Annotated in this window: 26 protein-coding genes; 10 read left to right on the forward strand and 16 right to left on the reverse strand. The window is 45.4% G+C overall.

The window, feature by feature from the left end; all coding sequences use genetic code 11:
- Positions 1-101: 101 nt before the first annotated feature.
- Both ACUM5Y_RS14195 and ettA read left to right on the forward strand, forming a co-directional pair.
- Complete coding sequence (locus ACUM5Y_RS14195) at positions 102-1,007, forward strand: DMT family transporter (protein ID WP_445977544.1); 906 nt, start codon at positions 102-104, stop codon at positions 1,005-1,007.
- A 106-nt stretch (positions 1,008-1,113) separates the two neighbouring features.
- Positions 1,114-2,775, forward strand: coding sequence for an energy-dependent translational throttle protein EttA (ettA, locus tag ACUM5Y_RS14200; protein WP_445977545.1), 1,662 nt, complete (start codon positions 1,114-1,116; stop codon positions 2,773-2,775).
- An 88-nt stretch (positions 2,776-2,863) separates the two neighbouring features.
- Here ettA and ACUM5Y_RS14205 read toward each other — a convergent pair whose 3' ends face one another.
- The 3 genes from ACUM5Y_RS14205 to ACUM5Y_RS14215 all read right to left on the reverse strand — a co-directional run bounded on the left by ACUM5Y_RS14205 (position 2,864) and on the right by ACUM5Y_RS14215 (position 6,807).
- The gene (locus ACUM5Y_RS14205; protein WP_445977546.1) at positions 2,864-4,480 is read right to left on the reverse strand and encodes a methyl-accepting chemotaxis protein; all 1,617 of its coding nucleotides are present in this window, start codon (positions 4,478-4,480) and stop codon (positions 2,864-2,866) included.
- Positions 4,481-4,641: 161 nt separating this feature from the next.
- Positions 4,642-5,826 (reverse strand): amino acid aminotransferase, encoded by a 1,185-nt coding sequence (locus ACUM5Y_RS14210; RefSeq protein ID WP_445977547.1) that lies wholly within the window; start codon positions 5,824-5,826, stop codon positions 4,642-4,644.
- Between the two features lie 27 nt (positions 5,827-5,853).
- Positions 5,854-6,807, reverse strand: coding sequence for a DMT family transporter (locus ACUM5Y_RS14215; RefSeq protein WP_445977548.1), 954 nt, complete (start codon positions 6,805-6,807; stop codon positions 5,854-5,856).
- Between the two features lie 143 nt (positions 6,808-6,950).
- Here ACUM5Y_RS14215 and ACUM5Y_RS14220 point away from each other — a divergent pair, with 143 nt between their 5' ends.
- The 3 genes from ACUM5Y_RS14220 (at position 6,951) to ACUM5Y_RS14230 (ending at position 10,172) form a co-directional block, all read left to right on the forward strand.
- A complete protein-coding gene (locus ACUM5Y_RS14220; protein WP_445977549.1) occupies positions 6,951-7,409 on the forward strand; it encodes an Lrp/AsnC family transcriptional regulator in 459 nt (152 codons plus the stop codon).
- A gap of 85 nt (positions 7,410-7,494) precedes the next feature.
- Positions 7,495-8,811, forward strand: coding sequence for a DUF2868 domain-containing protein (locus ACUM5Y_RS14225; RefSeq protein WP_445977550.1), 1,317 nt, complete (start codon positions 7,495-7,497; stop codon positions 8,809-8,811).
- A complete protein-coding gene (locus tag ACUM5Y_RS14230) occupies positions 8,808-10,172 on the forward strand; it encodes a GTPase/DUF3482 domain-containing protein (protein ID WP_445977551.1) in 1,365 nt (454 codons plus the stop codon). The genes ACUM5Y_RS14225 and ACUM5Y_RS14230 overlap by 4 nt, the downstream gene beginning before the upstream one ends.
- 14 nt (positions 10,173-10,186) lie before the next feature.
- Here the strand turns inward: ACUM5Y_RS14230 and ACUM5Y_RS14235 are convergent, their stop codons facing one another.
- The 12 genes from ACUM5Y_RS14235 to ACUM5Y_RS14290 form a co-directional block, all read right to left on the reverse strand.
- Positions 10,187-10,828: a 1-acylglycerol-3-phosphate O-acyltransferase gene (locus tag ACUM5Y_RS14235; RefSeq protein ID WP_445977552.1), complete on the reverse strand. Its 642-nt coding sequence runs from the start codon at positions 10,826-10,828 to the stop codon at positions 10,187-10,189.
- 122 nt (positions 10,829-10,950) lie between these two features.
- Positions 10,951-11,931 carry a 23S rRNA (adenine(1618)-N(6))-methyltransferase RlmF gene (rlmF, locus tag ACUM5Y_RS14240; RefSeq protein WP_445977553.1) on the reverse strand — a complete coding sequence of 327 codons (981 nt, stop codon included), beginning with the start codon at positions 11,929-11,931 and terminating at the stop codon, positions 10,951-10,953.
- Between the two features lie 130 nt (positions 11,932-12,061).
- Positions 12,062-12,412, reverse strand: coding sequence for a DUF6164 family protein (locus ACUM5Y_RS14245; protein ID WP_445977554.1), 351 nt, complete (start codon positions 12,410-12,412; stop codon positions 12,062-12,064).
- 83 nt (positions 12,413-12,495) lie between these two features.
- Positions 12,496-14,073, reverse strand: coding sequence for an EAL domain-containing protein (locus tag ACUM5Y_RS14250; RefSeq protein ID WP_445977555.1), 1,578 nt, complete (start codon positions 14,071-14,073; stop codon positions 12,496-12,498).
- A 218-nt stretch (positions 14,074-14,291) separates the two neighbouring features.
- Complete coding sequence (locus ACUM5Y_RS14255) at positions 14,292-14,819, reverse strand: DUF3833 domain-containing protein (protein ID WP_445977556.1); 528 nt, start codon at positions 14,817-14,819, stop codon at positions 14,292-14,294.
- Between the two features lie 18 nt (positions 14,820-14,837).
- Positions 14,838-15,551, reverse strand: a complete 714-nt coding sequence (locus ACUM5Y_RS14260) for a hypothetical protein (RefSeq protein WP_445977557.1) — start codon at positions 15,549-15,551, stop codon at positions 14,838-14,840.
- Entirely contained in the window at positions 15,548-16,072 is a 525-nt protein-coding gene (locus ACUM5Y_RS14265) for a DUF2878 domain-containing protein (RefSeq protein WP_445977558.1), read from the reverse strand. Before ACUM5Y_RS14265 ends, ACUM5Y_RS14260 begins: the two co-directional genes overlap by 4 nt.
- Before the next feature lie 8 nt (positions 16,073-16,080).
- Complete coding sequence (locus ACUM5Y_RS14270; protein ID WP_445977559.1) at positions 16,081-17,343, reverse strand: class I SAM-dependent methyltransferase; 1,263 nt, start codon at positions 17,341-17,343, stop codon at positions 16,081-16,083.
- Between the two features lie 29 nt (positions 17,344-17,372).
- On the reverse strand, positions 17,373-18,170 hold the full coding sequence (locus ACUM5Y_RS14275) for a DUF1365 domain-containing protein (protein ID WP_445977560.1): 798 nt from the start codon (positions 18,168-18,170) through the stop codon (positions 17,373-17,375).
- Positions 18,164-19,414 (reverse strand): NAD(P)/FAD-dependent oxidoreductase, encoded by a 1,251-nt coding sequence (locus tag ACUM5Y_RS14280; protein ID WP_445977561.1) that lies wholly within the window; start codon positions 19,412-19,414, stop codon positions 18,164-18,166. Before ACUM5Y_RS14280 ends, ACUM5Y_RS14275 begins: the two co-directional genes overlap by 7 nt.
- A 53-nt stretch (positions 19,415-19,467) precedes the next feature.
- Positions 19,468-20,232 (reverse strand): SDR family NAD(P)-dependent oxidoreductase, encoded by a 765-nt coding sequence (locus tag ACUM5Y_RS14285; RefSeq protein WP_445977562.1) that lies wholly within the window; start codon positions 20,230-20,232, stop codon positions 19,468-19,470.
- Positions 20,233-20,243: 11 nt separating this feature from the next.
- The gene (locus ACUM5Y_RS14290) at positions 20,244-20,690 is read right to left on the reverse strand and encodes a nuclear transport factor 2 family protein (protein WP_445977563.1); all 447 of its coding nucleotides are present in this window, start codon (positions 20,688-20,690) and stop codon (positions 20,244-20,246) included.
- A 177-nt stretch (positions 20,691-20,867) separates the two neighbouring features.
- Between ACUM5Y_RS14290 and ACUM5Y_RS14295 the strand changes: the two genes are divergently transcribed.
- The 3 genes from ACUM5Y_RS14295 (at position 20,868) to ACUM5Y_RS14305 (ending at position 22,474) form a co-directional block, all read left to right on the forward strand.
- Positions 20,868-21,443: a sigma-70 family RNA polymerase sigma factor gene (locus ACUM5Y_RS14295; RefSeq protein ID WP_445977564.1), complete on the forward strand. Its 576-nt coding sequence runs from the start codon at positions 20,868-20,870 to the stop codon at positions 21,441-21,443.
- Between the two features lie 5 nt (positions 21,444-21,448).
- Complete coding sequence (locus tag ACUM5Y_RS14300; RefSeq protein WP_445977565.1) at positions 21,449-22,156, forward strand: ChrR family anti-sigma-E factor; 708 nt, start codon at positions 21,449-21,451, stop codon at positions 22,154-22,156.
- A gap of 135 nt (positions 22,157-22,291) precedes the next feature.
- The gene (locus ACUM5Y_RS14305) at positions 22,292-22,474 is read left to right on the forward strand and encodes a PFL_1563 family small protein (protein WP_445977566.1); all 183 of its coding nucleotides are present in this window, start codon (positions 22,292-22,294) and stop codon (positions 22,472-22,474) included.
- 45 nt (positions 22,475-22,519) lie between these two features.
- Here ACUM5Y_RS14305 and ACUM5Y_RS14310 read toward each other — a convergent pair whose 3' ends face one another.
- Positions 22,520-23,368, reverse strand: coding sequence for a MurR/RpiR family transcriptional regulator (locus ACUM5Y_RS14310; protein ID WP_445977567.1), 849 nt, complete (start codon positions 23,366-23,368; stop codon positions 22,520-22,522).
- Positions 23,369-23,557: 189 nt separating this feature from the next.
- Here ACUM5Y_RS14310 and ACUM5Y_RS14315 point away from each other — a divergent pair, with 189 nt between their 5' ends.
- The gene (locus ACUM5Y_RS14315) at positions 23,558-23,758 is read left to right on the forward strand and encodes a hypothetical protein (protein WP_445977568.1); all 201 of its coding nucleotides are present in this window, start codon (positions 23,558-23,560) and stop codon (positions 23,756-23,758) included.
- A 217-nt stretch (positions 23,759-23,975) separates the two neighbouring features.
- Entirely contained in the window at positions 23,976-25,889 is a 1,914-nt protein-coding gene (locus ACUM5Y_RS14320; protein WP_445977569.1) for a bifunctional 5-dehydro-2-deoxygluconokinase/5-dehydro-2-deoxyphosphogluconate aldolase, read from the forward strand.
- Positions 25,890-25,915 lie beyond the last annotated feature (26 nt).

Consider the following 25,915-nt stretch of genomic DNA (forward strand, 5'->3'; position numbering starts at 1 on the left):
CACTCTATAATAAAAGAATAATAACAACCCAACTAACAGATAGCTACCAAGCCATTAGACCTTTCTAAGTTAGAATAACAACCGGATTTATAAGGAAATTTATGCCCTTTGCTGAACTGTCAGGACTTGTCGCTGCATTTTGCTGGACCCTCTCCAGCCTGATGGCCCCTGGCTTAATCGCCCGCTTTGGCATCATGCGTTTCAACACCCTACGGATTACCATTGCCAGCAGTTTATTGTTAGTCATTTGTTTATTCGGTCAGCGTTTCACAGATGCCCTTTGGGAACACTCTTTCGCCGTGATGCTATCGGGAGTATTGGGGATTTTTCTTGGCGACACCTTGCTATTTTCTGCGGTACATCGCCTCGGACCAAGGCGAACTGGCGTACTCTTTGCCACTAATGCGCCTATGTCGATCTTGCTTGGTTGGCTATTCCTCAACGAAACGTTAACCCTCCGCCAATTGTTCGCCTGTGCCCTCGTTTTGGTGGGAGTGGTTATTGCTATCTTGTTTGGCAAACGTCAAAGCACTCACGCTTGGGAAGATACCAAAGGGAAACTCAGTGTCGGCGTTATCATGGCGTTAGGGGGAGCACTCGGACAAGCCAGTGGCGCATTATTAAGTAAACCAGCGTTACTTGATGGCGCGGACCCCCTTGGGGTATCCGCCCTACGAGTGGGGACTGGCGCTGTGGCTTTAATATTAGCCTATAGCCTTTACTACCGACACAAACAAAGTGCCGATAGCCTGACGTTAAGTCAGCTTAAACTCGTGGATTATCTGGGGGTTTGCGCCCTTGCCACCATAGGCATGGTGATAGGTATGAGCGTATTAGTTTGGGGAGTTGGTAATGCCAACGTCGGCATAGTCACCACCCTATCGGCTATTGTGCCTGTGCTTATCTTACCTGGCTTATGGATAACAACTCGTCAAAGACCGGCGTTAGGGGCTTGGATTGGCGCCTTTTTAGTGGTCATTGGCGCCGCGCTAATTATTCTGCATTAGCTGTGCATGTGCTATCCTTAGGCCACTTTTTTCTGCTGATCTCTGTCCGGTTCTTTGCAGCCGCACAAGCCAGCGTTATTTACTCATAGGATAAGTTGATTCAGTTATGGCTCAGTTTGTATATAGCATGAATCGCGTGGGCAAAGTGGTACCGCCTAAACGCGAAATTCTTAAAGATATTTCTCTTTCATTTTTCCCTGGCGCAAAAATCGGTGTGCTTGGCCTAAACGGCTCTGGTAAATCGACTCTATTGCGCATCATGGCCGGAGTGGACACCGAATATAACGGTGAAGCACGCCCCATGCCGGGCATTAAAATCGGTTACCTAGAGCAAGAACCACACCTTGATCCCAGCAAAAATGTTCGTGGTATTGTTGAAGAAGCATTCGCAGACGTTATTGATGCCATGGCTCGCCTTGACGCTGTGTATGCAGCCTACGCTGAGCCGGATGCAGATTTCGATGCCCTAGCGAAAGAACAAGGCCAGCTAGAAGCCCTTATTGAAGCCAAAGAAGGCCACAACCTTGAGCGTGCTCTTGAAGTCGCGGCCGATGCACTTCGCCTACCACCTTGGGAAGCAAAAGTTGAACACCTTTCTGGTGGTGAGCGCCGCCGTGTGGCCCTTTGTCGTCTATTGCTCGATAAGCCAGACATGATTCTATTGGACGAACCAACGAACCACTTGGACGCTGAGTCTGTTGCTTGGTTGGAGCGCTTCCTAAAAGACTACCCTGGCACTGTTGTGGCCATTACCCACGACCGTTATTTCCTTGATAACGCAGCGGGCTGGATTTTGGAACTTGACCGTGGTCATGGTATTCCATACGAAGGTAACTACTCTTCTTGGTTGGAACAAAAAAATGCGCGTTTGGAGCAAGAAGCTAAGCAACAAGCTTCTCACCAAAAAGCCATTAAGTCTGAGCTTGAGTGGGTTCGTCAAAACGCTAAAGGTCGTCAGTCTAAATCTAAAGCACGTCTGGCACGCTTTGAAGAAATGAACTCTCAAGAGTTTCAGGATCGTAACGAAACTAACGAGTTGTACATTCCACCAGGACCGCGTCTAGGTTCAAAAGTGATCGAGATTGAAGGCGTTAGCAAAAGTTTTGAACACAAGATGCTACTAGAAGACTTCAACATGACAGTACCACAAGGTGCGATCGTGGGGGTTGTCGGTGGTAACGGTGCCGGTAAATCGACTCTGTTCAAAATGATCGCTGGTACAGAAACGCCTGACACAGGCACGGTGACTTTAGGTGACACAGTACAACTCGCCTATGTAGATCAAATGCGTGAACTGGACGGTGAAAAAACCGTTTGGGAAGAAATTTCCGATGGTCAGGACATGATCACAGTACACAACTACAAAGTGCCTTCTCGTGCTTACATTGGTCGCTTTAACTTTAAAGGTTCTGACCAACAGAAATTCGTTAAGCATTTGTCTGGTGGTGAGCGTAACCGCTTACACCTTGCAAAACTGCTTAAAGAAGGCGGCAACGTATTGCTTCTCGATGAGCCGACCAACGACCTTGACGTCGAAACGTTACGTTCTCTGGAAGACGCCTTGCTGGCTTTCCCAGGGGCTGCGATTGTTATTTCCCACGACCGTTGGTTCCTTGACCGTATTGCGACGCATATCTTGGCTTATGAAGGCGATTCTAAAGCTGTCTTCTTCGAAGGCAACTACGCCGAGTACGAAGCGGATTACAAACAGCGCACTGGTAACGATGCGACACCTACCCGTATTAAGTACAAGCGTATCGACGCCTAATACATAAAGCCCTTAGGTTTTATAGTTTGCAAAAAAAGGCCGCTTTATCAAACAGATAAAGCGGCCTTTCTATGGGTGGATAATAGCCTTAAACTTTGAAGCTACCCACCTGGCTGTCTAATTCAGCATATAAAGTCGTTATGTTTTGCGACTGTTGCTGAATCGATTCCGATACAGATTTCACCGAATCTGACTGATCACGTAATGACACCATATTGCGGTTTATATCATTGGCAACGAGAGACTGCTCTTGAGTGGCTTGAGCGGTTTGGGCGGCCATCTCTTGTACCTTAGCGAACGAGACTTTCAGTGCTTCAAACACTTGCGTCACCTGCTCAAAGTTACTCACAGTTGAATCGGCGTTATCACGGCTGTTCTGAATCGCTTTCGAAGACTCACCAACATTAAGTTTAAGCTGATCAATCATAGATTCGATTTCATTCGTGCTGTCTTGGGTTCGGGTTGCCAAGGTACGTACTTCATCTGCCACCACAGCAAAACCACGACCGTATTCCCCAGCACGAGCCGCTTCAATGGCCGCATTAAGGGCTAACAGGTTGGTTTGTTCTGCAATGTTACGAATAACTTCTAACACAGAGGCAATACTCTCTGAGCTTTTCTGTAATTCGCTGGAGCGACCTAACGCGTTTTCAATATCTTTCACCAATTCAGCCACTGCTTTCTCGGACTTGCTGACCGCCGCTAAACCTTCTTTCGTTAGATCATTAGAAGTATTTGCTTCTTGTGCGGTATCGTTGGCAACTTGCGCCATTTGCTGATTCGACATATCCATTTCATGACCCGCGCTGACAATCGAGTCGGACGCACTTACCAAAGTACCGGTCACCGAAGCCGTTTGATTAGAAGCATTATTGAGCTGCACAGTCATTTCGCCTAATGCGCTGGACTGTTTACGAATATTGCCAATAATGCCTCTCAATTTCGCCATAAAGCCATTAAATTCATTGGCTAAATCGCCCAACTCATCTTTGGTATCAAATTCAATGCGCTGAGTTAAATCACCATCCCCTTCGGAGATTTCACGAATGCGTTGGGATAGATAATTAACCTGCTGAGAAAGAATTTTGGGGGTACGGTAACTAAACCAGATGGCAATAATTAAGCCGATTGCGATAACAGCAGACGCTATGTTGATTTCTTGAGAGATGGTGGCATCCACTTCACTTTTTGACTCTTCAGAACGAACCAGTACGGCCTCCCCTGCATTGTCTAAAATATCACGCAGGGCATCAAACTTAGCATTGGTATCCGCAAGTAAACTTTGATAATTGCTATTATTCACCTGACTACTGACGATCAGATTCGATGATTCCAGCCATTGATCAAAAGCACTCTCAAAGCCCGAAAAGTTTGCGATAACTTCAGGCTCCTCTTCAACGAAGTAATTTATAAATGCATCAAATCTATCTTTAACTTGTTGAGCATTTTCCAAACGGCTTGCTTCGTTGGCGGTGGCGTCGCCTTCACCATCTCGTAAATGCTGCTCAGCTAACTTGGCTTGATAAAGATCTCTATCTGCATTCAAAATATCGGAGGCGGCGTGAAAATATCGACCGGATTGAGCATTTAAGGCCACACTACTTTGATAAATAATTGTCCCTAAAGAGAGCAAAGCAATAGCGAAGGTAATAGCCATCACGATCACTGGCAGTGAGCTTTTGGCACGAATAGAATTCAAACGCATGGGGAACTCCTAAGAAGGTTAATTACTGCTTTCACCTAAACTGCGTCATGCGGTTTCGCATCAGTAGTTAATTTCTTAAGAATATCCCCCCCTTTACACTAACTCAAAAGTTTTCCACATAATGTTACAAATCAATACATAAACTTTTGGAATATTATGATTTAGATCATGACTTGGGCGAGGCTCTGAGCAAAATATTCAACATCCTGAGTTTGCATACCCGCCACATTCATACGGCCACCATCTACCAAATAAATAGCAAATTCCGTTCTTAATCGGTCCACTTGTGCTGGGTCTATTCCTAGCACAGAAAACATCCCCTTATGATCCGCAATAAAATCGAAGTGATGACTGTTCGTGCTGATTTGTAATGACTGCACCAAGGCTTTACGAACACCTTGAATACGTCCTCGCATTTGGTCTACCTCGGCTAACCACTGGTTTTTTAGCTCAGCGTCTTCCAAAATAGTGCGCACAATGGCAGCCCCATGATCGGGTGGCATAGTATAGGTGCTGCGAGCACATTCTAAAATTCGGCTCTTCACGCATTCACTTTGAGACAAAGTTGGCGCAGCAATCACCGCCAGTCCGGTTCTTTCTCGATACAAGCCAAAGTTTTTCGAGCAGGAGCTGGCCATCAAATAGGACGGCACTCGCTCAGCTAAATAACGTAGCCCAGCCGCATCTTGATCCATACCCTCACCAAAGCCTTGGTAAGCAATATCAATAAAGGGCAAGAAGCCTTGTTGTATGGCCATGTCCGTCACGGAATGCCACGCTTCCATACTCATATCTGCCCCTGTGGGGTTATGACAACACGCGTGCAATAACACCACATCATTTTTTCCAAGTTGGCTCAGGGTAGCCAACATAGCCGACTCATTTACGGCCTTGGTGTCATGATCAAAATAAGGGAAATAGGCAACAGACAAGCCCGCGGTTTTCATGATGGGCGCATGATTTGCGTAACTTAAATCACTCAACCATACAGTGGTGTCTGGATTTGCTAACTTGATCACGTCTGCCAATAATCGTAACGCACCACTGGCGCCTGGGGTTTGCACAGCCACTGCACGCGACTTGCTACTATTGTCAGCCAGTAAAAAATCCATCATGGCATGATTGAAACGCTCACAACCTGCCAGCCCCACATAAGCTTTCGAGTCTTGTGTCGCTAACAAACGCTGTTCGGCTATTTTTACTGTCGACAGAACTGGGGTTACACCTTGGTTATTACGGTATACACCAATACCCAAATCGAGTTTATGAGCCCGCTTATCTTGTTGGCAAGCCAGCGTTTGGGACAAAATTGGGTCTTTGGCGGCAGGGAGTAGCTGCTCAAACATAATAGAAATCCTTGAAGAAAATAAAATTTATCGCCACGAACGAATCATACCACTGGCTAAAACCACACCGGTACCTACAAATAGCAAACCAAACGTTGCCCCCATGCTAATGCTTTCTTGCAGCAGAGGGATAGCAATCAATGCAGCGAGTACAGGTGTTAAAGCCCCCATCGCAGCGGTGCGCTCTGCCCCCAGTGAATTAATCGCATAACCGTAACTAAAGCCAGTCAAAAGTCCAACCAGCAATGCTTGCACACAAAACTGCCACGCCAGCTCACTAGGGCTCACTAAACTCATGCCAGACGAAACCAAGCCAAGAGATAACATGAGCAATAATAGCAAGGTAGACACCAAGCCAAGCAAACCGGTTGCCGCTAACGGACGCAAACCCGCAACCCTTAAACTAATCGTGTACACGGCCCAAAAGAAACTTGCCCCAATAAAGAATAAGTCCCCTTTCCAAACCTCCCCAGATAGGGACCACAGGGAAACCACTAATAGCGTCACGACGCCCAGTAAGATGGCGAAAAGGCCTAATAATCGAATGGGACTGATGGGCTCTTTAAACACTAACACAGCAATAGCGCTGACAAATAAAGGGAAAGTGCCTGGGATCAGCAACCCCGCATGGGAAACTGGAGCGTATTGCATACCTGCTGAGCTTAAAAAGAAAAATGGCACGCCCGCTCCTGCGACAATACCCAGTAAGGTCCATTTAGGCACGGTAAATAGAGCCTGTCGAGATTGGTACACAAAGGGTAGCAATGCCATGGCGGGGATTGCGTAACGCATAATCGCTAAGTCAAACGTTGTTAAGGCAGATTGGGTTCCCAATTTAACGCTCACCAGCCAAGTCGCCCAAATACATACCGTAATAAATGCGGCCCCTAAACCGAAATATAAAGCCGGCCCTGAGGCAATTAAACGATAAGCAGGTATCTCAGTATGATCCATTACATTACTCGTGCTTGCCCGTGACATAGGGTCTCTCCTATCAAAATGTCGAAACGCTATTATGAGCAAAATATTCTGGGCATGTCCTTGCTAATCGCCCATGATATAGGCTAACTTTTAGCAACAAAACACTAATATTTGACGCAAAACTTAGCAAGGATGCCAATATCATGTCTGAAAAAACGGATCGACAAATTCTTCAGCTACTACAAAGCAATGGCCGCTTAAGTAATGTGGAGCTTGCAGAGCACATACATCTATCCGCTTCCCCTTGCTTGCGACGGGTGAAACAGCTGGAAGCTCAGGGCTATATAAAGGGATATAGAGCAACGCTGGATCGAAAAAAAGTGGGCTTATCGATGACGGTTTTCATTGAAGTAAGGCTCAATAGCCACACTAGAGATGCCAGCGAGGCCTTTGAAACCAGTGTGGTTAACTTGCCAAATGTGATCAGCGCGTATCTAGTCTCCGGCTATGCAGACTATCGCTTAGAAGTGGTCAGCCAAGATCTGGCAGACTATGAAGAAATCTTAAAGTCGGTGCAAAACCTCCCTTTCGTAAAAGACATTCACAGTAACTTTGCTATTCGAGCGATTAAGAGTGACGCCCCTTTACCGATTGAAAAGTAGAGTTCATTCACGTCACCCTATATGTATGATAAGCCACGAATAGCTTATAGTATGAACACCCTTTTTAACTAGCGTAAGGCAATTAATGGCTTTTCCTTCCCTGCGTGGCAAATTGGCATTGGCGGCATATTTAGAACAGCACAGTGATTTTCGCTTGGCCACTGGCGGCTCTTCCTTGTCTCAAGCCCTTAAACAATTAGACAGTCCGCCGCATCAATACGAACAAGAGTTTGTCCGAGCCCACAAGCTGTTTCAGCGGTGTGTTGTGGGGCTATTTTTGCTGTGTGCTCTGCTTGGTGCCATGGCGGTACCTTCTGCTTTATTGGGCCCTCAAAATCAGCAAGTGAATATTTTCTGGCTGCTGCTCATTTTACTCGGCATGCACGGTCTAAATTTACTCTTATGGTGCGTTTCTTTACTCATAAGTCCATTTCGCAATACCCCACCGAACAGCTTTCTCCTCAGTATTTTGGTCTTTGTGAATAACAAATTGGCCCCCTTGATAAAGCTTAGCCCTCATGTGTCTGCAGCCTACTTACAATGGCAATGTCACCCTTACAGTAACAAATGGCTGCTAGGTGTCTTGTCTCATTCTGGTTGGGGTATTTATCTGCTCGCTGGGTGGCTTATGTCTGTTTTGCTTTTACTTACCAACCAAGTCACCTTTGTTTGGGAAACGACCCTATTAGATGAGCAAGTGTTTCTAACAATAACCGAGCTAATCAGCTGGCTTCCCGAACAATTGGGCATAGCAGTTCCAAACCAGCTCGACATATTAGCCAGCCCTGTAGAGGTTAGTTATCAGACCGAACAAACTCGCCAACATTGGGCCAATTTATTACTCGCAAGCTTGGTGCTTTATGGGGTATTACCCAGAGTATTGGGCGCGACAATCAGCCTGATGATGCTGCGCATTAAGCGCTATTACCTGCCGCTTAGCAGCCATGAGCAAGCCTTAAAAAAACGCTTCCAGCCCACACAATACACCAGTGATATTGTCGATGCCGATCATTCAACAGCAGACGATTATAAAGCAGAACCTGCAACCACTAGCCCGTTACCCAAGCAAGCGTTACTTGGCTGCTGGGGCTTATATGAATGGATGGATACCCAACCCAAGGCGCTGGCGTCAGCACAATCCGTAACCATTTTAAACGATAGGCAAGCCCAACAAAGGTTTTTGGCACAACAGGACCTTGCTACGGTATATCTATTAGTTAATCCCCAGACTAGCCCGGATCGAGGCACTCAAAGGTTCATCACCCAAATTAAGCAAACCTGCCCTGACCTTGCGTTGGTCATTTACCATGAAGCACCCCAAGACTATCGACAAGATTGGCAGCAGCTGGCAACACAAGCCGGCATTCGTCTTTATTTGATGACCACGGAGGGGGCAATATGAGCTTATCCTTATTGGTAGTTGGCCATGCCAACACAGGCAAAACCTCATTAATTCGTACCCTATTACGTCGTCACGATTTTGGTACGGTCAGCCCTAAAGCCGGGGCCACACGTCATATTGAAAGAGTACAGATCGAGATATCTGCGGGGCAATTTCTCACTTTGACCGATACCCCAGGTTTTGAAGACTCCATGGCCTTATGGGAGATACGCCAGAGCGGGGAATTTCAATCCTTGCAAGGTGCCCAATGGCTCACGGCATTTTGTGACAGCCCTTATGCTCAACAGGCGTTTGAACAAGAAGCCAAAGCCCTCAAGCAGCTAGTGTCCTGCGATATTGTTCTGTATGTGATAGATGTGCGCCAAGCCCCTTTAGGCAAATATTTGGACGAGCTATCAATCTTAGCCACTGCCAGTAAGCCCATTATTCCCATCTTAAATTTCAGTGCCCATAGCAGCCCACACTATGATAGTTGGAAGCAGATTCTGGCTCAGCGCCATTTACATGCGTTTGTAAAATATGACTCGGTGGCGTTCTATTTTGAGGATGAAAAACGCTTATATCAAAGCTTACAAAGTCTAGTGCCAGATCAATACGACACCATTGAAAAGCTCATCAAGCACAGAGAAGAAGCGGCACAACAACGCTTACAGCTTGCTCTAGGCCAACTCACGGAAAGCCTCATCAAACTGGCCAGCTGGCGTCTTGAGTGCGATGCTTATCCGCCTAAAGTTGAAGATGCCAAGCAATTTGAAACTACTGTTCGATCAATTGAAAGCCAGTTACTCAACAACCTGCTGGCCTTATATGAGTTTCGCCATGAAGATTTACAAACAACCCCCATGCCGATTCAAAACGGCCATTGGCAACAAGACATTTTTGCGAAAGAGACACTAAAAGAATGGGGCATTGAAGCCGGCACAAGTGCGATGACAGGAGCTGCCATTGGTGCAAGCATAGATGTACTTTCAGCCGGACTTTCTCTTGGCACCGCCACAACATTAGGCGCGATTATTGGAGCGGGCTGGAAAACGGGACAACACTATAAAGACACCCTAAAAAGCAAACTCACCAATCAGCACTTTTTAACCGCTGACACCGCCACTCTCACCTTGTTTACCCTAAGAGCGCTCACACTTACGAGTCATCTGAATCAACGAGGGCATGCCACCCAACAAGCCTTTATATTAAATAATAAAGAGAGTGAAATCTCACACAAAACACTCACCAAAGACCTGAGTCCATTATGGAAACAAGCCCAGCAACACCCAGCTTGGTTCCATCAAGTACTACCAGAAACACACCCACTAAAAGAAGCAATTAATGACCTTTTGAAACATCACCTTAAACAGCTAACGTGAGAGTTCTCAGTTGTTTAGGAAGGTGTCTGTTCCAGCTCTTTGTCAAGACGCGCTTTGGCTTGATGCATTTGGGTTTGGCACTCTTCAAGCAGTGCTTGAACGTCCCCTTCTGTGAACTTGGTGGTATCAATGGGAGCGAGGATCTCAACAATCACCTTACCGTTTGACCAACGATTCAAGTGGACTTGCTTGTGGGTGTTACTGCACACCACTGGAATCACTGGAACACCCGCTTGGATAGCCGCATGAAAAGCGCCACGTTTAAAAGGCAACCAGCCGCGTCCTCGGCTACGGGTACCTTCTGGAAACATCCAAATAGATAAACCTGTCTTCTTCATTCCAGCCACTACTTGATCAATGGTAGCAATGGCCTTCACTCGGTTGTTACGGTTTATCAGTATGTTACCGCTTGCCCAATACAGCTGACCAAAAAAAGGTATCCACTTAAGACTGCTCTTACCAACCGTGACCACACCTTGGGGCACCACAGCGGCTAAAGTAAATAGATCGAAATTATTTTGATGGTTGGCCACATACACAGCTTGCGGCACAGTTTTGGCAATGTCGTTCACCCGGCCTTCAACCGACAAGCCAAATAAGCGGCTGACTTGATGAAAAACCTTACCAATATAATAAACACGATTTTTGGAACCCAATATGCAAAGGCATAAAAGAATGCCCAGGAGAGTCACAAAAATAATAAGAACAAGCAGGGCCAGCGCTCTGAGTAGTACAAGCATATCAACCATTCACCCTTGTATTTCAATTCATCTAGATTTTAATTTGACCAGTAGGTATCTTGCCAATAATCAACTTGGTCGGACGCCAAAAAGCTCCAAGCCACGAAACGACTTACTTTATGGCCTTGCGCCATCTCTATCGTTCGTACTTGTTTGGCTCCAACTGCTGATAATTGTTTGTAAATCAGCTCTAAGTTTTCTTGTCTTGCCACCAAAGAGGTAAACCAGAAGCAGCGCTCACCAAACGCGACGCTTTCTTTCACCATACGACCAATAAAGCCGGCTTCGCCGCCTTCACACCATAATTCCGCCTGAGTTCCACCGAAATTGAGTTTGTTAGCAGAGGCATTAGGTTTGTCTTTCAAACCACGCCATTTACGCTGATTTTCACTTTTCATCACAGCTTCACTGGTATGGAAAGGCGGGTTACAAAGGGTCAGATCAAAACGTTCATTATCCTGCCAAACCCCTTTAAACACTTGATTTTGCTCAGCCTGCAAGCGAACGTTCACGTTACCTTTCAGGCAAGAATTAGACTTTATAATGGCTTCACTGGTGGCAATAGCAATAGGGTTGATATCGGCTCCCACAAATTGCCAGCCATATTCTTGGTGACCAATAATAGGGTAAACACAGTTAGCGCCCACTCCCACATCTAGCACACGAACCCCCTTACCTCGGGGAATAACTCCCTGATTGCTCGCCGCCAAAAGATCAGCCAAATAATGAATGTAATCTGCTCGTCCCGGGATAGGGGGACACAAATAACCCGCCGGGATATCCCAAAAAGACACCCCATAGAAATGGTTCAGCAAGGCTCGATTAAGAACTTTAACGGCATCGGGATTCGAGAAATCCACCGATTCATTACCGTATTTATTGAGTTCTATGTAGTCAGAAAGTTCCGGACAAGAGTCAGCTAACAAAGCAAAGTTATAACGCGCGCGATGAGGATTACGATCGTGCAGTTCTAGCTTATTATGACGCTTGCCCTTAGGGGTTTTAGTTTTCGATACCACGACTTTGCCATCAGTAATTCTAAAGCTTGAGTATACCCGATTTCTGACCTACTTGGAGCGTCAGCTTAAGCGTGCTGGAGCACAATGAAAAAGACGGCTTGAGACCAAGCCTAGTCACTGTATTCTGGGACTATAGCCAAGCGAAAAATGGATAGATTGAGAGGCCTAAAATCAACACAATAGCCAACAGAGTAAAACAAGACTCTGCTGGATTTTCCCGTGCATGCTGAATATAGCCCAATAGCCACTGCCCTAGGGTTGGGGCTTGCATATGCAGAGCACGCTGCTGCTGATCTTCATGAATCAGCGCCCGAGCTTGTCTCGCCTGCTCCTTGTCTTTTACCCAAATACCCGCCAATGACACTTGCCAACGGCCAGCACTGGTTTCATAAAAAGCAATATCATGGTCACTGAGCAACTGACGAATATCGTCTGCTTCGTCATCTGGCACATATTTTAATCGAAAGACGAGAGTCGCCATAGAATGACCTTAGTTTACAGCTGGGAAGAAAATACATTGATTTATGGGCAGTAGGATAAGAGATGACCTTAATAAACTCAATATTAAGATGAAAGAACAGTCTCCGCCGCACTCGCTTCATGCCCTTCTAACCAAGATAGGATTTTTTGCTCTTCTAAAGGCCGAGAAAAATAATAGCCCTGCACTCTTTCAACCCCTAAAGAAGCAATGGCCGTGAGTTGGTCTTCTCGCTCCACCCCTTCTGCAACGAGCCCCATATTTAGGTCTTTCGCCATTTGAATAACAGAGACTAATATTTGTTGGGCATATTGGTCGTCATTTAAACTGGCTATAAATACTTGATCTAGCTTTAAGGTGTCATAAGGGAAGCGGCTTAAGAAATCTAATCCTGAATAACCTGTACCAAAGTCATCCACCGACAGGCGAATATCGAGCGCTTTGATGGCATCTAATCGCTCCACCATAGCCGTCATTTCATCGTTGGACAAAATACTGGTCTCGGTGACTTCTATGCCTAGCCTATCCTTAAGTTCAGGATATTCCTCCAGCAAGTTGCTCAGTTCAGTTAAAAAGTCATCTTCTATTAACGTGTGGCGATCAACATTTATTGAGGTGCGAATATGCTGTAGTGATGTAAAGTGCTGTCGGTACAACTCACCCACTTTACGAACCACAATCCAGGTAAGTTCTCTCATCAAGCCCAAGCGTTCGGCGAGCTCAATAATTTTCAGTGCCGATACAGGGCCGTGATAAGGCGTATTCCATCGAACCAAAGCCTCCATTTCATGAACCTCATGGGGGTTCAAGGTAATAATCGGCTGATAATGCACTTCTAACTGGCCATTTTTAATCGCCTTTTTTAAAGAGAAAGACAATGAGCGGCGATACTCTTCAACCACTAAATGCAATCCCCGTAACAATAGGGTCAAGGTTAGCCAAGTACCTAAAATCCATCCAAATAGACCGCACAAATATTGCCAATAGGTGGATTTGGGTAATACCACATCTAGGGTTAATGACCAGTCGCTAAAGTCTACTTGCTCACTTGCTAATATATTTAGCTGACTAAAATCTTGGTGGGAAGAGCTTAGTTGTTGACCGACTTTTAACTGATAGGGGAAATCTTTTGTTAGCCACCAAGCAATTTCTTCTGTTAAGTCCTCTGGCGACACTAAGGCGTTCGCTCCGATACCTCTGTCACCCACGTAGAAGGCAAAAACCGTAGGCTCACCTAAGTTTTTGGAACGAACGAGGGACACGGTTATTTTTTTAGGGCTGGCTTCAATTTTTTCGATGATAGAGCTGAAGATATAAAAGTCCGTTGGTCCATCCGACGTACAGTAAACCTTATAATTTTCATCGAACAACCCATAGCCTTTCACTAAAGACGAATAAAAAGTCGCCCTTTGTAAATGTTTAATATGATCATCGCTACAGCTAACATTCGCTTCATCAACGACGTTTTTCAATTCACTGAAAATCGCCTGCATTTTTTTCTGCAAAGCTGTGCTTGCATAAGCGCTTCTTGTTTCAAGTTCGGAGGAGAGATGGAAATAAAGGGCGGTAGGAAACGTCAGCAGACAAAACGCAAAAGCAATACCAGCGTAGATAGACAGCCACTTACCATTAACAGGGGTCCAGGCGAAAACGTTTTTCAACATACCCTTCTCCTTGTATTGATTGATGACTGGTGGCATATGACAGCATTTGTAACAAAGTGTCATATTTCACAAACATAATTACATATAACAAAAATAACGCCAATATTTTTTCTCTATTTTCTTTTATTGGCGAAACAGTCACTAAATAAATTACCCTGTAAAAACACCTATTTAGAACATTTTTTTCAAAATGACTGCACAGAACGCATAAGTGTTTATTATTTTGTAATCACAATGGTTAAATACCCCACCTCAAAGCCAAATTTCTTCATAACAGACTCATTTATGACAGTGTTTTCATTCACTAGATACATGCGGTCATCCACGTTTATCTGCAACAAATCACCGTCATAAGGCACCAAAAGCTCATAATTCATGAATAAGGCATTGCCGGCTATATGCACTTCACCCGTACCAACCACATCATTTGCCTTCGCTATATAACCACCCGTTTCGTTTGGCGTCAGCGTCCAAATTCGCTCTTGTTCTTCACCATCATCAAATAAAAAGGTTTCTTCAAGTCGGCCCACACCTGACTGCCAACTAGCCAATAAGTCAGCATTAAAATAACGAATCACCTCCCCTTGGCGGTTTTTCAAAATGCCATGAGCGGTTAACTTGCCTGAAAAGAAATCTTCTAAAACAAACTTAGGCTGATTCTTCTCGTACACGGATATGTCTGTACTCGAACAGCCAACTAAACTGGCCACAAATAAGATCATCAGAATAAAGCGACTTTTCTTCATGTTATTTTCCTGCCCGATTTAAAAGTATTGATAATGGATGTCGGCGGTGTGGTATTTACCATTCACATCACTGATATTAGAACGACCAGTAAAACGAATAAGTTGTTGCTCAGGGTTATAGGCTACAATAATCGGCGCCACCGCTAATTTCACCAGCCAAGAACGAGGCGATAAGCTAAAGCAAGTAGCACCTGAGTCTGTGCCTGCAAGGCAGTCTGCTTGCTTAAAACGAAAGCGAAATGTGCGCAGTTCAGTTGGCGCTAAAAAGTCCACATCAACAACCTCTCCTAGAGTGAGCGTTTGCCAATTTTGTTTAATCACACCATCAAAGCCTGCATCAATCACCATGGCAGAACTGGCTTCCAACTGCTCTTGCTGCTTGGGTGATTCTCCATCTGGCTGATAAGTTACTTCAAAGCCTGCTTCTAGAGGGCGCACTGTGATTTGCTCTCCAAGCAGCTCGTTTGTTTGCTGAAAACTTGGCGTAATACGGGATCGTGAAAAATCTATGGTTTTGGTCGCAAAAACTTCTCCCTTAGCATCCTTATAGACAATGCTATAGTCTTGCGGGGCCTTTGCTTGATGATGCTCCGTGTAGAGCAAGTCTTTGGTTTTAACATCGTAGGCATAGCCAATTACTTTCGAAGCGCTTGCCTCATTGGATATCTCTGTGTCGCCCATGACGAGTAATGAAGCCAACGTCATGCTAACAGTGGTTATGAACTTCATCATTTTATAGACGCCTTGTTATCAAACAGTGCTAATTTTTCACAGGCAAATACTCCTGCAGGAATTAACAGCATCCAAATGCATGCCATGAGTAAGCCTGTTTGCCAAACTGAACCTGATATATTGATTTCGCTCATTTGAGCCCCGAGCAGATAACTCCACACAGGCCCAACAAAGCCCATGATAGCTGCCCAAAGATATTTACCTCGCAACCAGCTGAGACTGTGAGGAAACAGGCTGGCGACTCCTGCCCACAAGCACAGTAGCCACAAGGGAGGAAAGACAAGCGTATCTAATTCAGCCCCTTCTTGCTGCAATATTCCTAGGTTCAGCAAGCTACCATCGATTAAGATGCCCAATAACACAAAGCTAACAATCAGCCCCCATTCCCGAGTTTGGCGTAAAAACAACCAGCGATGCAGCAGGAAATAGCCACAGGTGGCGACGAAAGCCGCTGTATTCCCTCCCAATACACAGGCAAACCAAAGTAGCTGAAATAAGCCTGCATTAAGAAACACCTTCATGTTGGCGATTAACTCAAAGACAAGCGGTGCTGGGGTTTGGCAAAGACGAACTGACCCGTACTGATGGCGCGCTCTTTAAAGCCCCCTTCGCAGTAGGCCAAATAGAAATCCCACATACGACAAAATATTTCATCAAAGCCCATGTCGTTAACTTCTCGACGCGCTGCGTGAAAACGACTTCGCCAATCCGCCAACGTTTTGGCGTAATGCTCTGTAATGTCCTCTAGAGCAATGATCTGCATATCGGTTTTATGAGCAATTTTGTCGGCGATCACTTGATTGGAAGGCAAGCAGCCACCGGGGAAAATATAACGCTGAATGAAGTCTACCGAGCGGCGGGCATAGTCATATCTTTGATCCGCAATGGTGATGGCTTGAATCACCATGACACCATGAGGTTTTAGGAGCGCACTGCATTGGGAGAAATAACTATCGTAGAATTCATGGCCCACGGCTTCGATCATTTCAATGGACACTAATTTATCGTACTGACCCTTTAGATCACGGTAGTCTTCCAATAGCAAAGTGATCTTGTCCGACAAGCCTTCGCGTTCAACCTGTTGCTTAGCGTAGTCATATTGCTCTTGAGAAATGGTGGTCGTAGTCACTTTACAACCGTAATGTTTGGCCGCATAGATGGCCATACCACCCCAACCTGTGCCGATTTCCAACAAATGATCCTGTTCACTAAGCTGTAATTTACGACAAATTTGCTCCAGCTTATTCACCGAGGCTTGCTCTAGGCTAGCCTCTTGACTTGGGTACATGGCCGCGGAATACATCATGGTTGGATCAAGAAACAGCGAGAAGAAATCATTACCTAGATCATAATGGGCCGAAATATTGGCTTTTGAACCTTGCTTACTATTGGCGTTCATTTTGTGCAAAAGTTTAGTGCCTAACCTTTGCCAAATAGGACGCTTGGCATCCATCTTGTTGATCAAGTCTAGATTAGCCACCATTAAACGAATCACCGCCACAATATCAGGAGACGTCCAGCCGCCTTTCATGTAAGACTCCCCTGCACCTATGCTGCTATTAAGAAAAATATCCTTGTAGGTACTGGTGTGGGTAATCTGTATGTGCGCCACATAACGTGCAGTGCCCAGACTCTCGCCGAATTGATACGTTTGACCATTATCTTCTAAGGTCAAATGCCCTACTTGCAGTTTTTTTAGCATGGCTAACACGGCTTTTTTAGCCAGCCGATCAAACCAAGATCCCGAAGACTCCAAACGCATTTTACTTTTATTCATACTGATAGAATTCATAATGGTAATGCTCCTTAATGGCCTAAAAGTTAAGACTTGGTCGCCTTAGATGAATGGGCCGGATGTGAGTAAAAAGGGACTTTCTTTAGCCAAAGTTTTAACGCTTGCCAATAAATACCGACCACCACCTGAAGGGTCATTAGTGGATAACTGAACAAGACTTTGGCCATGGATTTAGACGTAATGGCTTCATGGCGTAGCGACAAAGTGGCATCGAACACGGTTTTGGTCGGTTCATTTATCACTTTGTTTTGCATATATACGGCGATCTTTTTGCCTGGGAAATTACTGCGCCAGTCATAAAAATGATCCATAGGGTGAAAGGGAGAGACATGCATGGTTTTATCAAAGCGAATGCGTTGGGTGCGATATTGCTCATCACACTTCAATACATAAGCGACTTTTTCCCGCCATGGGGTATTCGTCACTTCCAGCAACATGGCCTGTAAGCTTTGATCTTCATCGAAACAGTAATAAATAGTGATAGGGTTAATGATGAAACCAAAGTAACGACAATTGGTCAGCATCCTCACAGGACCTGTCAGTTCACAACCTAATTGCCCATTCACTTCGTCCAGCACAGCTTGCTTGAGATTAACCTTGTTATCACCAAAGTAATCTTCACGGCGAAAGCGCGCCAATGACCAACGACTAAGAGACCACCAAGGGCTCATGTCTATAACTTGATCCAGCTCGTCCAGATCTAGATACATCATAAAGACCCGATAACGAAAGCCATGACGACGGGGTGTAAAGCGACGATGGCGAACATGGCCTGTATAAATACCACTGTGCAGCGGCGCGCTTATATCTTTCAGGGCTACCATGTCACCCCCAAGCCTTCCGCGACTCGAGCACCACTCCAGCAGCCATCCTCATGGAAGCCATTGCGCCAATAGGCGCCACAGAACCAGGTGTTATTCACACCATTAATTTCTGCCCAACGGCTTTGGGCTTTACTGCCAGCCAAGGTGAATGTTGGGTGGCTATAATTGAAACTCGCCAGCACTTTTGTTGGATCAATTAACTCACTTTTATTCAGCGTTACCACATAAGTGGTATCCGTTTCTAAATGCTGCAAGATATTCATGTTGTAGCTGAGGGTGGCGGGCACATTTTGATCATGGCCTAGATGGTAATTCCAACTCGACCAAGCCAATTTTGCCTTAGGTAGCAAGCCTGTATCCGTGTGCAAAACCACTTCATTATTACGATAAGGAATGGCAGACAGTATTTCCTGTTCCGTTGAGCTGGCATCATCGAGTAGAGCTAATGCCTGATCGCTATGGCAGGCAAAGATCACTTGGTCAAACTCGCTTACGCCACCCTGTGCAAAGAAAATGCTCACTTTATTATCTTGTCTCTGTACTTTTTCAATCCGTGTATTTAATTGAATCTTGTCAGCAAAGGAGGCGGTAAGGGGCTTTAAATAAGCGGAAGAACCACCATCAATCACTCGCCACTGGGGGCGGTCATTGACGCTTAATAAACCATGGTTTTTGAAAAAACGCACAAAGAATACGAGAGGAAACTTCAACATTTCGTCTAGAGTGGAGGACCAAATAGCGCTACCCATAGGAATCAAATAATGCCGCGCAAACTTTTCACCGTAGCCTTTTTGCTGAAGATATTCCCCGAGTGTTAGAGACTCATCTAACGCACCGCTTTCAAGATCCCTTACTGACTCTTTATTGAAGCGCATAATGTCTTTCAGCATGGACCAAAAAGACAAGCTCAAAAGATTACGACGTTGAGCAAACAGAGTATTAAGATTATTGCCCCCATATTCCAAGCCAGTGTTTTCGCAACTGACACTGAAACTCATTTCTGTGGCGGAGGACGTAACCCCTATTTCATTCATTAGGCGAATAAAGGTTGGGTAGGTCCAATCATTAAAGACAATAAAGCCAGTATCAATCGCACGCTGCCCCTCACCTTCAGGAACGCTAACCGTGGCAGTGTGCCCGCCAATACGATCAGCCGATTCAAATACACTGATGTCATGATGAGGGTTCAATAAATACGCAGAGGTTAGACCCGAAATTCCTGTGCCAATAATTGCAATCTTCATACTTTTCTTCCTAGAGCCTCTTTTACTTTGGGAGCTTTAAACGGCCTAAATGATTAATGTGTTGGTTTCACCTGTGGTGACAGCAAGCGCAACCACAATTTAGGAAAGTGCCTGCCACACCAAAGTAAAACCGATAAACGTTTCGGGAAAGCATACTCGTATTTCCTATGTCGTATACCTCTCACGATTCGTAATGCCGCCTTCTCCGATGACTCAATAAATGGCATAGGGAAAGTGTTTTTTTGCGTCAACGGGGTATCAACAAAACCTGGTAGTATGCAGGTCACATCTATGTTGAATGGTTTTAAATCAATGCGTAATGAGGATAAGAAATAACGCATGGCGGCTTTGCTGGCCCCGTACGCTTGTGCTTGTGGGAATGCCGCTTGCACAGATTGGGAACTGATGCCCACTAAATGGGGAGCAGTCGCTTTTTTTAATAAGGGTAAGCTCACTTGCACGCTATTAATCATGCCAATGAAGTTGACCGCCATGACCCGCTCCATCATTTGCCAGTCAGGCTGTTGACTGGCCACTTCAAAATATTCACATGTACCCGCATTGAGAATCACACAATCCAGATGATCTGTCAGTGTCTGCAAGCTCGCTCTAACACTTGCTATCTGCTCTTGGTTGGATACGTCAAACTCAACAAAACTCAGCTGTTCATGTGCTTGCAACAATGGTGCAAGCTCACCTTGATGACGAGCACTGGCAATAACCTTGTGGCCCTGGGCTAGATAATTTTTTGTCAGCGCTAAACCAATGCCTGAGCTTGCTCCAGTAATCCAAATCACTTGCGCTGTGGTATGTGCCATTGAATCACCCATTAGCTGGTCGCCATACGTTTTTTGAGCATTTTGGTCATATGTCCGAGGAATGGCACATGCTCATAAAGCATTTGCCCCAGATCATAAACATCTTCATGGAAGTAAATACGCTCATGGAACTGCACCTGAGTCATGCCACGAACACTAATAGGCTTTGGCCCTAATTTAGGATGAGTGAAATGCATGTTCCATTTGATGTAGGCACTGTCTTCACTCACCAGCTGATCCAAAAACTCGAAACGGCCACTTTCTACATTGACGCACATGTCACTTAAGTAAGCGTGTAACTTATCGGTACCACGAATTTCATGTACAGGGTCTTTAAACAAGGCATTTTCAGCATAGATTTCATTAATACGATGCAAAGGAGGGCTTTTCACATCCTGATAAAATGCTTTAAAGGCTTCTATTAATAAATGCTGTGGTGTTTCTTCTTGGCCTGTCATGGTGATGCTTCCTATTTGAACATTAGGTGTCCTAATTCGTTAAACGTAACAAATCGCGTTATGGATCACTGGAAATAACATTTAATGAAAATTTTTTATTTTGATTGAGTGATCTAAGTTGCGACACCAGCCGTATACTAGGTAATACTTGAGATAAACATTCTGAGGACATACTTCATGGAGCAAGCGACAAAGGTCACCAGCGAACACAGTCTTTTGCAAGATATGTCCGCTGTTGCTCAACATAAAAGTCAGGAAGCGCTGGGGCGTTTGTTTGACCATTACGCCCCAAAGATCCGGCTGTTCTGCCTTGCCGCTCAACCTGGAGCAAACTTAATGGCTGACGATATCGCCCAAGAAGTGATGATACGTGTTTGGCAAAAAGCACATTTATACAAACCAGAAGCCGCATCCTTAAACACTTGGATATTCACCTTGGCAAGGAATGCCAGAATTGACTATTTACGAAAAAACAGTCGTCACCAGTCTGAGATTGATCCGGAATATCTGTGGCGCAATGTTATCGACGAAGATGCAGACCCTTTTAAAGATGCACAACATCACCGTAATCAAGCTCAAATTGAACAAGGCTTGGAGCAACTACCCAGTGAACAAAGACAGGTGTTATACAAGGTGTATTTAGAGGGTAAAACCCACAAAGAAGCCGCTGAGGATTTAGCACTGCCCTTGGGGACGATCAAGTCTCGAGTGCGCCTCGCCTTACACAAACTCTCTATCTACATTAAGAGGTAGCCCAGATGCTTAAACATCACCCTTCAATAGAAATGCTGACGGACTACGCCGCAGGTTCACTAACACTACCTCATGCTATGTGCATTGCCACGCATGTTGAGCTGTGCCCTGAGTGCCAACAACAGGTAAACAAGCTTGAATTACTCGGTGGCCAGCTACTAACCAACGAAAAGCAAGAGCAGCGTAGCCTAGAAGGTTTAAAAAATGCCTTGTTTGCGCGCTTGCAAGAAGCACCAGAGCAGACTCAAATGACTTCAGAAAAAGGCATCCAGACAGCGCCTCAGCCAGCTCAACATACGAATGGCTTAGGCTATAAAGTTCCCCGTAGCTTGAAGCAGTTTGTCACCCAAGCCTATGATGATTTAACTTGGATGCGCTTATCACCGTCCTTTAAAATCGCTACCTTGCTCAATGAAAAAGGTGGACCACAAATTTCTTTAACTCGAGTAAAAGCTGGCGCCCACATGCCGACCCATACTCACACGGGAGATGAAATAACCTTAGTCTTGGAAGGCGCCTTCTCGGATGAGTCTGGCATGTATCGAAAAGGTGATTTTGTCTGTCGTGATGCCAGCCATAAGCACAAACCTATCGTCACTAAGGACGCCGAATGCATTTGTCTCACCGTCTTGGATGCACCGATAGAATTTACCGGCTGGTTTACCCGCTTGCTGAACCCTTTGATACGTCGCCACCATCCGTTGTCATCCTAGCAATGGCTGCTACAAAAGACTCTCAAGATGGGCGCACGATTGCAGACGTTCCCTTATAACAAGCATAGTTTGTCTAATTATGGTATAGTCCTTGTTCAATCAACTTATTGAGTATAACAACAAGGACTTTTTACCATGGCCACTAAGAAGAAACAGCCAGCCGCTTCGGAAACCTCGGAATCCATCGAAAAACAAATGCAAGAGTTCCTTGCTCGCGGTGGCCAAATCGACAAAATTGATACAGGTGTTAGCGGCCAATCACAACTGACAGGGTCTCGTCACATCTCCCTTGGTAATAGCAAAACCAAAAGCCAATAATTGATCTGTTTGAAACCATTAAAGAATGCCAGTGTTGATAACTTGTTATCCACTGGCATTCTTTTTTTCTAGCTCATGAGCTAAGCCAATAATAATGGCTTGAGCCAAACACAAAGATGACGATAAGCCACGGAAAGATTGAACCTGCGCATCTCTTACCACAAAGTTAACCCTCGCCATTGAGGCTAAAGGATTGCTATGGCTGTCACTCAACACAATCAAAGGTACCTCTTTCTGTGCCGCTAACTTAGCGACTTTTAAGGTTTCTTCTCCGTAGGGTGCAAAGCTCACGACAATTAACACATCATTTTTATCAAGTGCGGCCGCCTGCTCTTCAAACATCCCCGCCATACCATCGATCAAATACGCTTTTCGCTCAATGTGGCGCAAACCATAAGCAAAATAACTGGCCACAGAGAAAGCACGCCTAACACCGACAATATGTACCGAAAGGGCTTGCTGCAATAGATTGATGCTGGTTGTTAGATCGTCTTTAGAAATACTTTCTGCAAGCTGCTCTAAGCTACGGGCATTCTCCTCGCAGAATTGGCTTAATATCTGGTGAGCAGAGTCCTCAGCATCGCCAGAGGGCCATTCATCACGAACTAAACGCACACGCTCTTGATAGTTAGACGTTTGTGATAGCAAGTTTTGCTTGAACACCCTCTGCATTTCACTAAAGCCACTAAAGCCAAAAGCATTCGCAAAACGCACCCAAGTTGATGGATGCACTTGAGCCGCTTTCGATAAGGTTGCCACCGTACCAAATGCCACTTCTCTCGGGGCTTCTAGAACATAATCTGCCACCTGTCGTAAACGTTTACTAAGGGAAGGACTCGCTTGTTTAATTTTATTGTTGAGAGCATCAAGAGTCTCAGGAGGTTGCGGTGTCATTTATCCGTCCGAAATTAGGCAAGCTAGGTGCTCTGATAAGGTTAAATGCATTAGAAATTGCATTTTTAGAATAAAAATTCTAACTTAGAGCCTTAGCTGATGTCTAGGGAGCCCTTCGATAAGTACCACTCAAGCCAAGGTATCTTGTCCCCCTAGTCAAAACCCCTCTTAGATACACAGGACTCCCTTATGACACAAACCGACCAGGATTTTTTCCAACCCAAATGGCGACGCATCACAGCCACCCTCTTTTGCTTTGCTTGGGCCGCACTTGAATGGTGGTCTGGTCAAGCGTTCTGGGGCGTACTTGCGTTAGGCGTTAGCGCTTATTGTGTGTGGAACTTCTTTTACAAATTTGAGCAAAAACAGTCTCCTAGAGATGCCGAATAGCTTTTTAATGAACTTTACACTGCTGTTAAGTTAACCCCTCAATAACAGCCCTCTGTGACTCACTCCTACAGCGACTCCTATACCTGACAAGAGTACCAAGCTGAAAACGCTTAGTACTCTTTCTTATTATTTTTGAGAATAAATTTTTCAAATGTTGCATTTATAGAATAAAAATTCTATTTTATAAAAAACACAATAACAAGAAAAGGAAGGAGCCATGCAAACAGAAAAAAATCTAGACTTAATCTGCCTTGGGCGCGCTGCTGTCGACATGTACTCAGAACAAGTGGGGAGTCGACTAGAAGATGTCTCCAGCTTTGCGAAATATCTGGGCGGATCATCTGGAAATATTGCCTTTGGTGCAGCACGTTTGGGGCTAAAAAGTGCCATGCTAACCCGTGTCGGTAACGAGCACATGGGGCGTTTTGTGCGAGAAGAGTTAGCTCGCGCAGGTGTCGATACCAGCCATGTGATCACCGACCCAGAAAGGCTCACCGCTTTAGTCGTTCTCGGCATTAAAGACCAAGATACCTTCCCGCTAATTTTTTACCGTAACGACTGTGCGGATATGGCGGTCTGCAAAGATGACTTTAATTACGACTTTATTGCTTCAGCAAAAGCCTTGCTGATTACCGGTACCCACTTTTCGACGGCCAAAACCTTTGAAGCCAGTAAGCAAGCGCTGAGCTTCGCAAAAGCGGCGCAGACTAAGCGAGTGTTAGACATAGACTATCGCCCAGTACTATGGGGACTAACCTCCCCTGGAGATGGCGAAACGCGTTTTATATCCAATGACAAGGTCACCGCCCACCTGCAAACGATCTTGGCTGATTTCGATCTGATTGTTGGTACAGAGGAAGAGATTCATATTGCCGGCGGTAGCACAGATACCATAAGTGCCTTACACAACATTCGTAAACTAACAGCGGCGACCATTGTCTTAAAACTAGGGCCACAAGGCTGCACCGTTTTAGAAAGCGAGATACCTCAAACAGTATCGGACTTTGTGCTACATACTGGCGTACAAGTGGATGTAATGAATGTATTGGGGGCTGGTGATGCTTTTATGAGCGGCTTTTTAAGGGGCTGGATACAAGGTGAAACGCACCAACAATCCTGTGCCTATGCCAATGCCTGCGGGGCTTTAGTGGTCTCTCGCCACGGCTGTGCCCCAGCAATTCCAAGCGCAGAAGAGCTTGATCATTACCTTGCCCGCGCCCATGAAATACCCCGTCCAGACTTAGACACTGAGCTCAACCACCTTCATCGAGTGACCACAGAACGTTTGCCTTATGACTGGCAGGATCTATGTATTCTTGCTTTCGACCATCGCATGCAATTGTTCGATATGGCCCAACAAGCCGGCGCAGACCCTGCCCGTATTAGCCAGCTTAAACAACTCATGGTCACGGCTCTCGAGTCGGCTAAGGGTAGCGTTGGCAGCAGTCAACAAGGCGTTCTAATTGATGACACCTATGGCCAAGCAGCGCTAAACGATGTCACGGGTCGAGGCCTATGGATAGGTCGACCCGTAGAGCTACCTGGGTCTCGTCCACTGGAATTAGAAGGCGGGCGAAGCATAGGCTCACGCCTCAAACACTGGCCTAAAGAGCATATTGTGAAATGCTTGGTGTTTTATCACCCAGAAGATGAAATTGCCCTACGTGACGCCCAGGAAAGGCAGATAATCGAGCTCTATAACGCCTGCTGTCAGTCGGGTCATGAGTTACTTTTAGAGATTATTCCACCCAAAGATAAAACGGCATCGGAAGCACTGTTCGCTAAGAGTCTAGAGCGTTTTTATCAACTTAACGTACGACCAGACTGGTGGAAACTGCCTCCCCAAAGCTCTCAAAGCTGGCAACAAATTAGTGACATTATTCGTCATTATGATGCCCATTGCCGAGGTGTTGTATTGCTGGGGTTAGATGCCCCGATGGCAGAGTTAAAAGCCGGTTTTGCTGCCAGCGCAAACTTCCCAATCTGTAAAGGTTTTGCTGTAGGACGCTCTATTTTTAGCACCCCAAGCAAACAGTGGTTAGCCAAGCAAATCACTGATCGGCAGTTTATCGAGGCCATTCGTAACAACTACCTTGAGCTGGTGAATTACTGGCAATCACGAAATGGCTAGTAATAGTGCCAACCAATGAACATTAA

Source organism: Marinomonas dokdonensis, from assembly GCF_052747885.1.

Excerpts from the sequence above, each read along its gene's own strand:
- ACUM5Y_RS14305 (WP_445977566.1), top strand. The coding sequence starts at position 22,292 with ATGGCCACTAAGAAGAAACAGCCAGCCGCTTCGGAAACCTCGGAATCC.
- ACUM5Y_RS14215 (WP_445977548.1), bottom strand. The coding sequence starts at position 6,807 with ATGTCACGGGCAAGCACGAGTAATGTAATGGATCATACTGAGATACCT.
- ACUM5Y_RS14320 (WP_445977569.1), top strand. The coding sequence starts at position 23,976 with ATGCAAACAGAAAAAAATCTAGACTTAATCTGCCTTGGGCGCGCTGCT.
- ACUM5Y_RS14210 (WP_445977547.1), bottom strand. The coding sequence starts at position 5,826 with ATGTTTGAGCAGCTACTCCCTGCCGCCAAAGACCCAATTTTGTCCCAA.
- ACUM5Y_RS14225 (WP_445977550.1), top strand. The coding sequence starts at position 7,495 with ATGGCTTTTCCTTCCCTGCGTGGCAAATTGGCATTGGCGGCATATTTA.
- ACUM5Y_RS14295 (WP_445977564.1), top strand. The coding sequence starts at position 20,868 with ATGGAGCAAGCGACAAAGGTCACCAGCGAACACAGTCTTTTGCAAGAT.
- ACUM5Y_RS14275 (WP_445977560.1), bottom strand. The coding sequence starts at position 18,170 with ATGGTAGCCCTGAAAGATATAAGCGCGCCGCTGCACAGTGGTATTTAT.
- ACUM5Y_RS14260 (WP_445977557.1), bottom strand. The coding sequence starts at position 15,551 with ATGATGAAGTTCATAACCACTGTTAGCATGACGTTGGCTTCATTACTC.
- ACUM5Y_RS14250 (WP_445977555.1), bottom strand. The coding sequence starts at position 14,073 with ATGTTGAAAAACGTTTTCGCCTGGACCCCTGTTAATGGTAAGTGGCTG.
- ACUM5Y_RS14280 (WP_445977561.1), bottom strand. The coding sequence starts at position 19,414 with ATGAAGATTGCAATTATTGGCACAGGAATTTCGGGTCTAACCTCTGCG.
- ACUM5Y_RS14255 (WP_445977556.1), bottom strand. The coding sequence starts at position 14,819 with ATGAAGAAAAGTCGCTTTATTCTGATGATCTTATTTGTGGCCAGTTTA.
- ACUM5Y_RS14315 (WP_445977568.1), top strand. The coding sequence starts at position 23,558 with ATGACACAAACCGACCAGGATTTTTTCCAACCCAAATGGCGACGCATC.
- ACUM5Y_RS14300 (WP_445977565.1), top strand. The coding sequence starts at position 21,449 with ATGCTTAAACATCACCCTTCAATAGAAATGCTGACGGACTACGCCGCA.
- ettA (WP_445977545.1), top strand. The coding sequence starts at position 1,114 with ATGGCTCAGTTTGTATATAGCATGAATCGCGTGGGCAAAGTGGTACCG.
- ACUM5Y_RS14205 (WP_445977546.1), bottom strand. The coding sequence starts at position 4,480 with ATGCGTTTGAATTCTATTCGTGCCAAAAGCTCACTGCCAGTGATCGTG.
- ACUM5Y_RS14270 (WP_445977559.1), bottom strand. The coding sequence starts at position 17,343 with ATGAATTCTATCAGTATGAATAAAAGTAAAATGCGTTTGGAGTCTTCG.
- ACUM5Y_RS14290 (WP_445977563.1), bottom strand. The coding sequence starts at position 20,690 with ATGACAGGCCAAGAAGAAACACCACAGCATTTATTAATAGAAGCCTTT.
- ACUM5Y_RS14195 (WP_445977544.1), top strand. The coding sequence starts at position 102 with ATGCCCTTTGCTGAACTGTCAGGACTTGTCGCTGCATTTTGCTGGACC.
- ACUM5Y_RS14230 (WP_445977551.1), top strand. The coding sequence starts at position 8,808 with ATGAGCTTATCCTTATTGGTAGTTGGCCATGCCAACACAGGCAAAACC.
- ACUM5Y_RS14220 (WP_445977549.1), top strand. The coding sequence starts at position 6,951 with ATGTCTGAAAAAACGGATCGACAAATTCTTCAGCTACTACAAAGCAAT.
- ACUM5Y_RS14245 (WP_445977554.1), bottom strand. The coding sequence starts at position 12,412 with ATGGCGACTCTCGTCTTTCGATTAAAATATGTGCCAGATGACGAAGCA.
- ACUM5Y_RS14285 (WP_445977562.1), bottom strand. The coding sequence starts at position 20,232 with ATGGCACATACCACAGCGCAAGTGATTTGGATTACTGGAGCAAGCTCA.
- ACUM5Y_RS14265 (WP_445977558.1), bottom strand. The coding sequence starts at position 16,072 with ATGAAGGTGTTTCTTAATGCAGGCTTATTTCAGCTACTTTGGTTTGCC.
- ACUM5Y_RS14310 (WP_445977567.1), bottom strand. The coding sequence starts at position 23,368 with ATGACACCGCAACCTCCTGAGACTCTTGATGCTCTCAACAATAAAATT.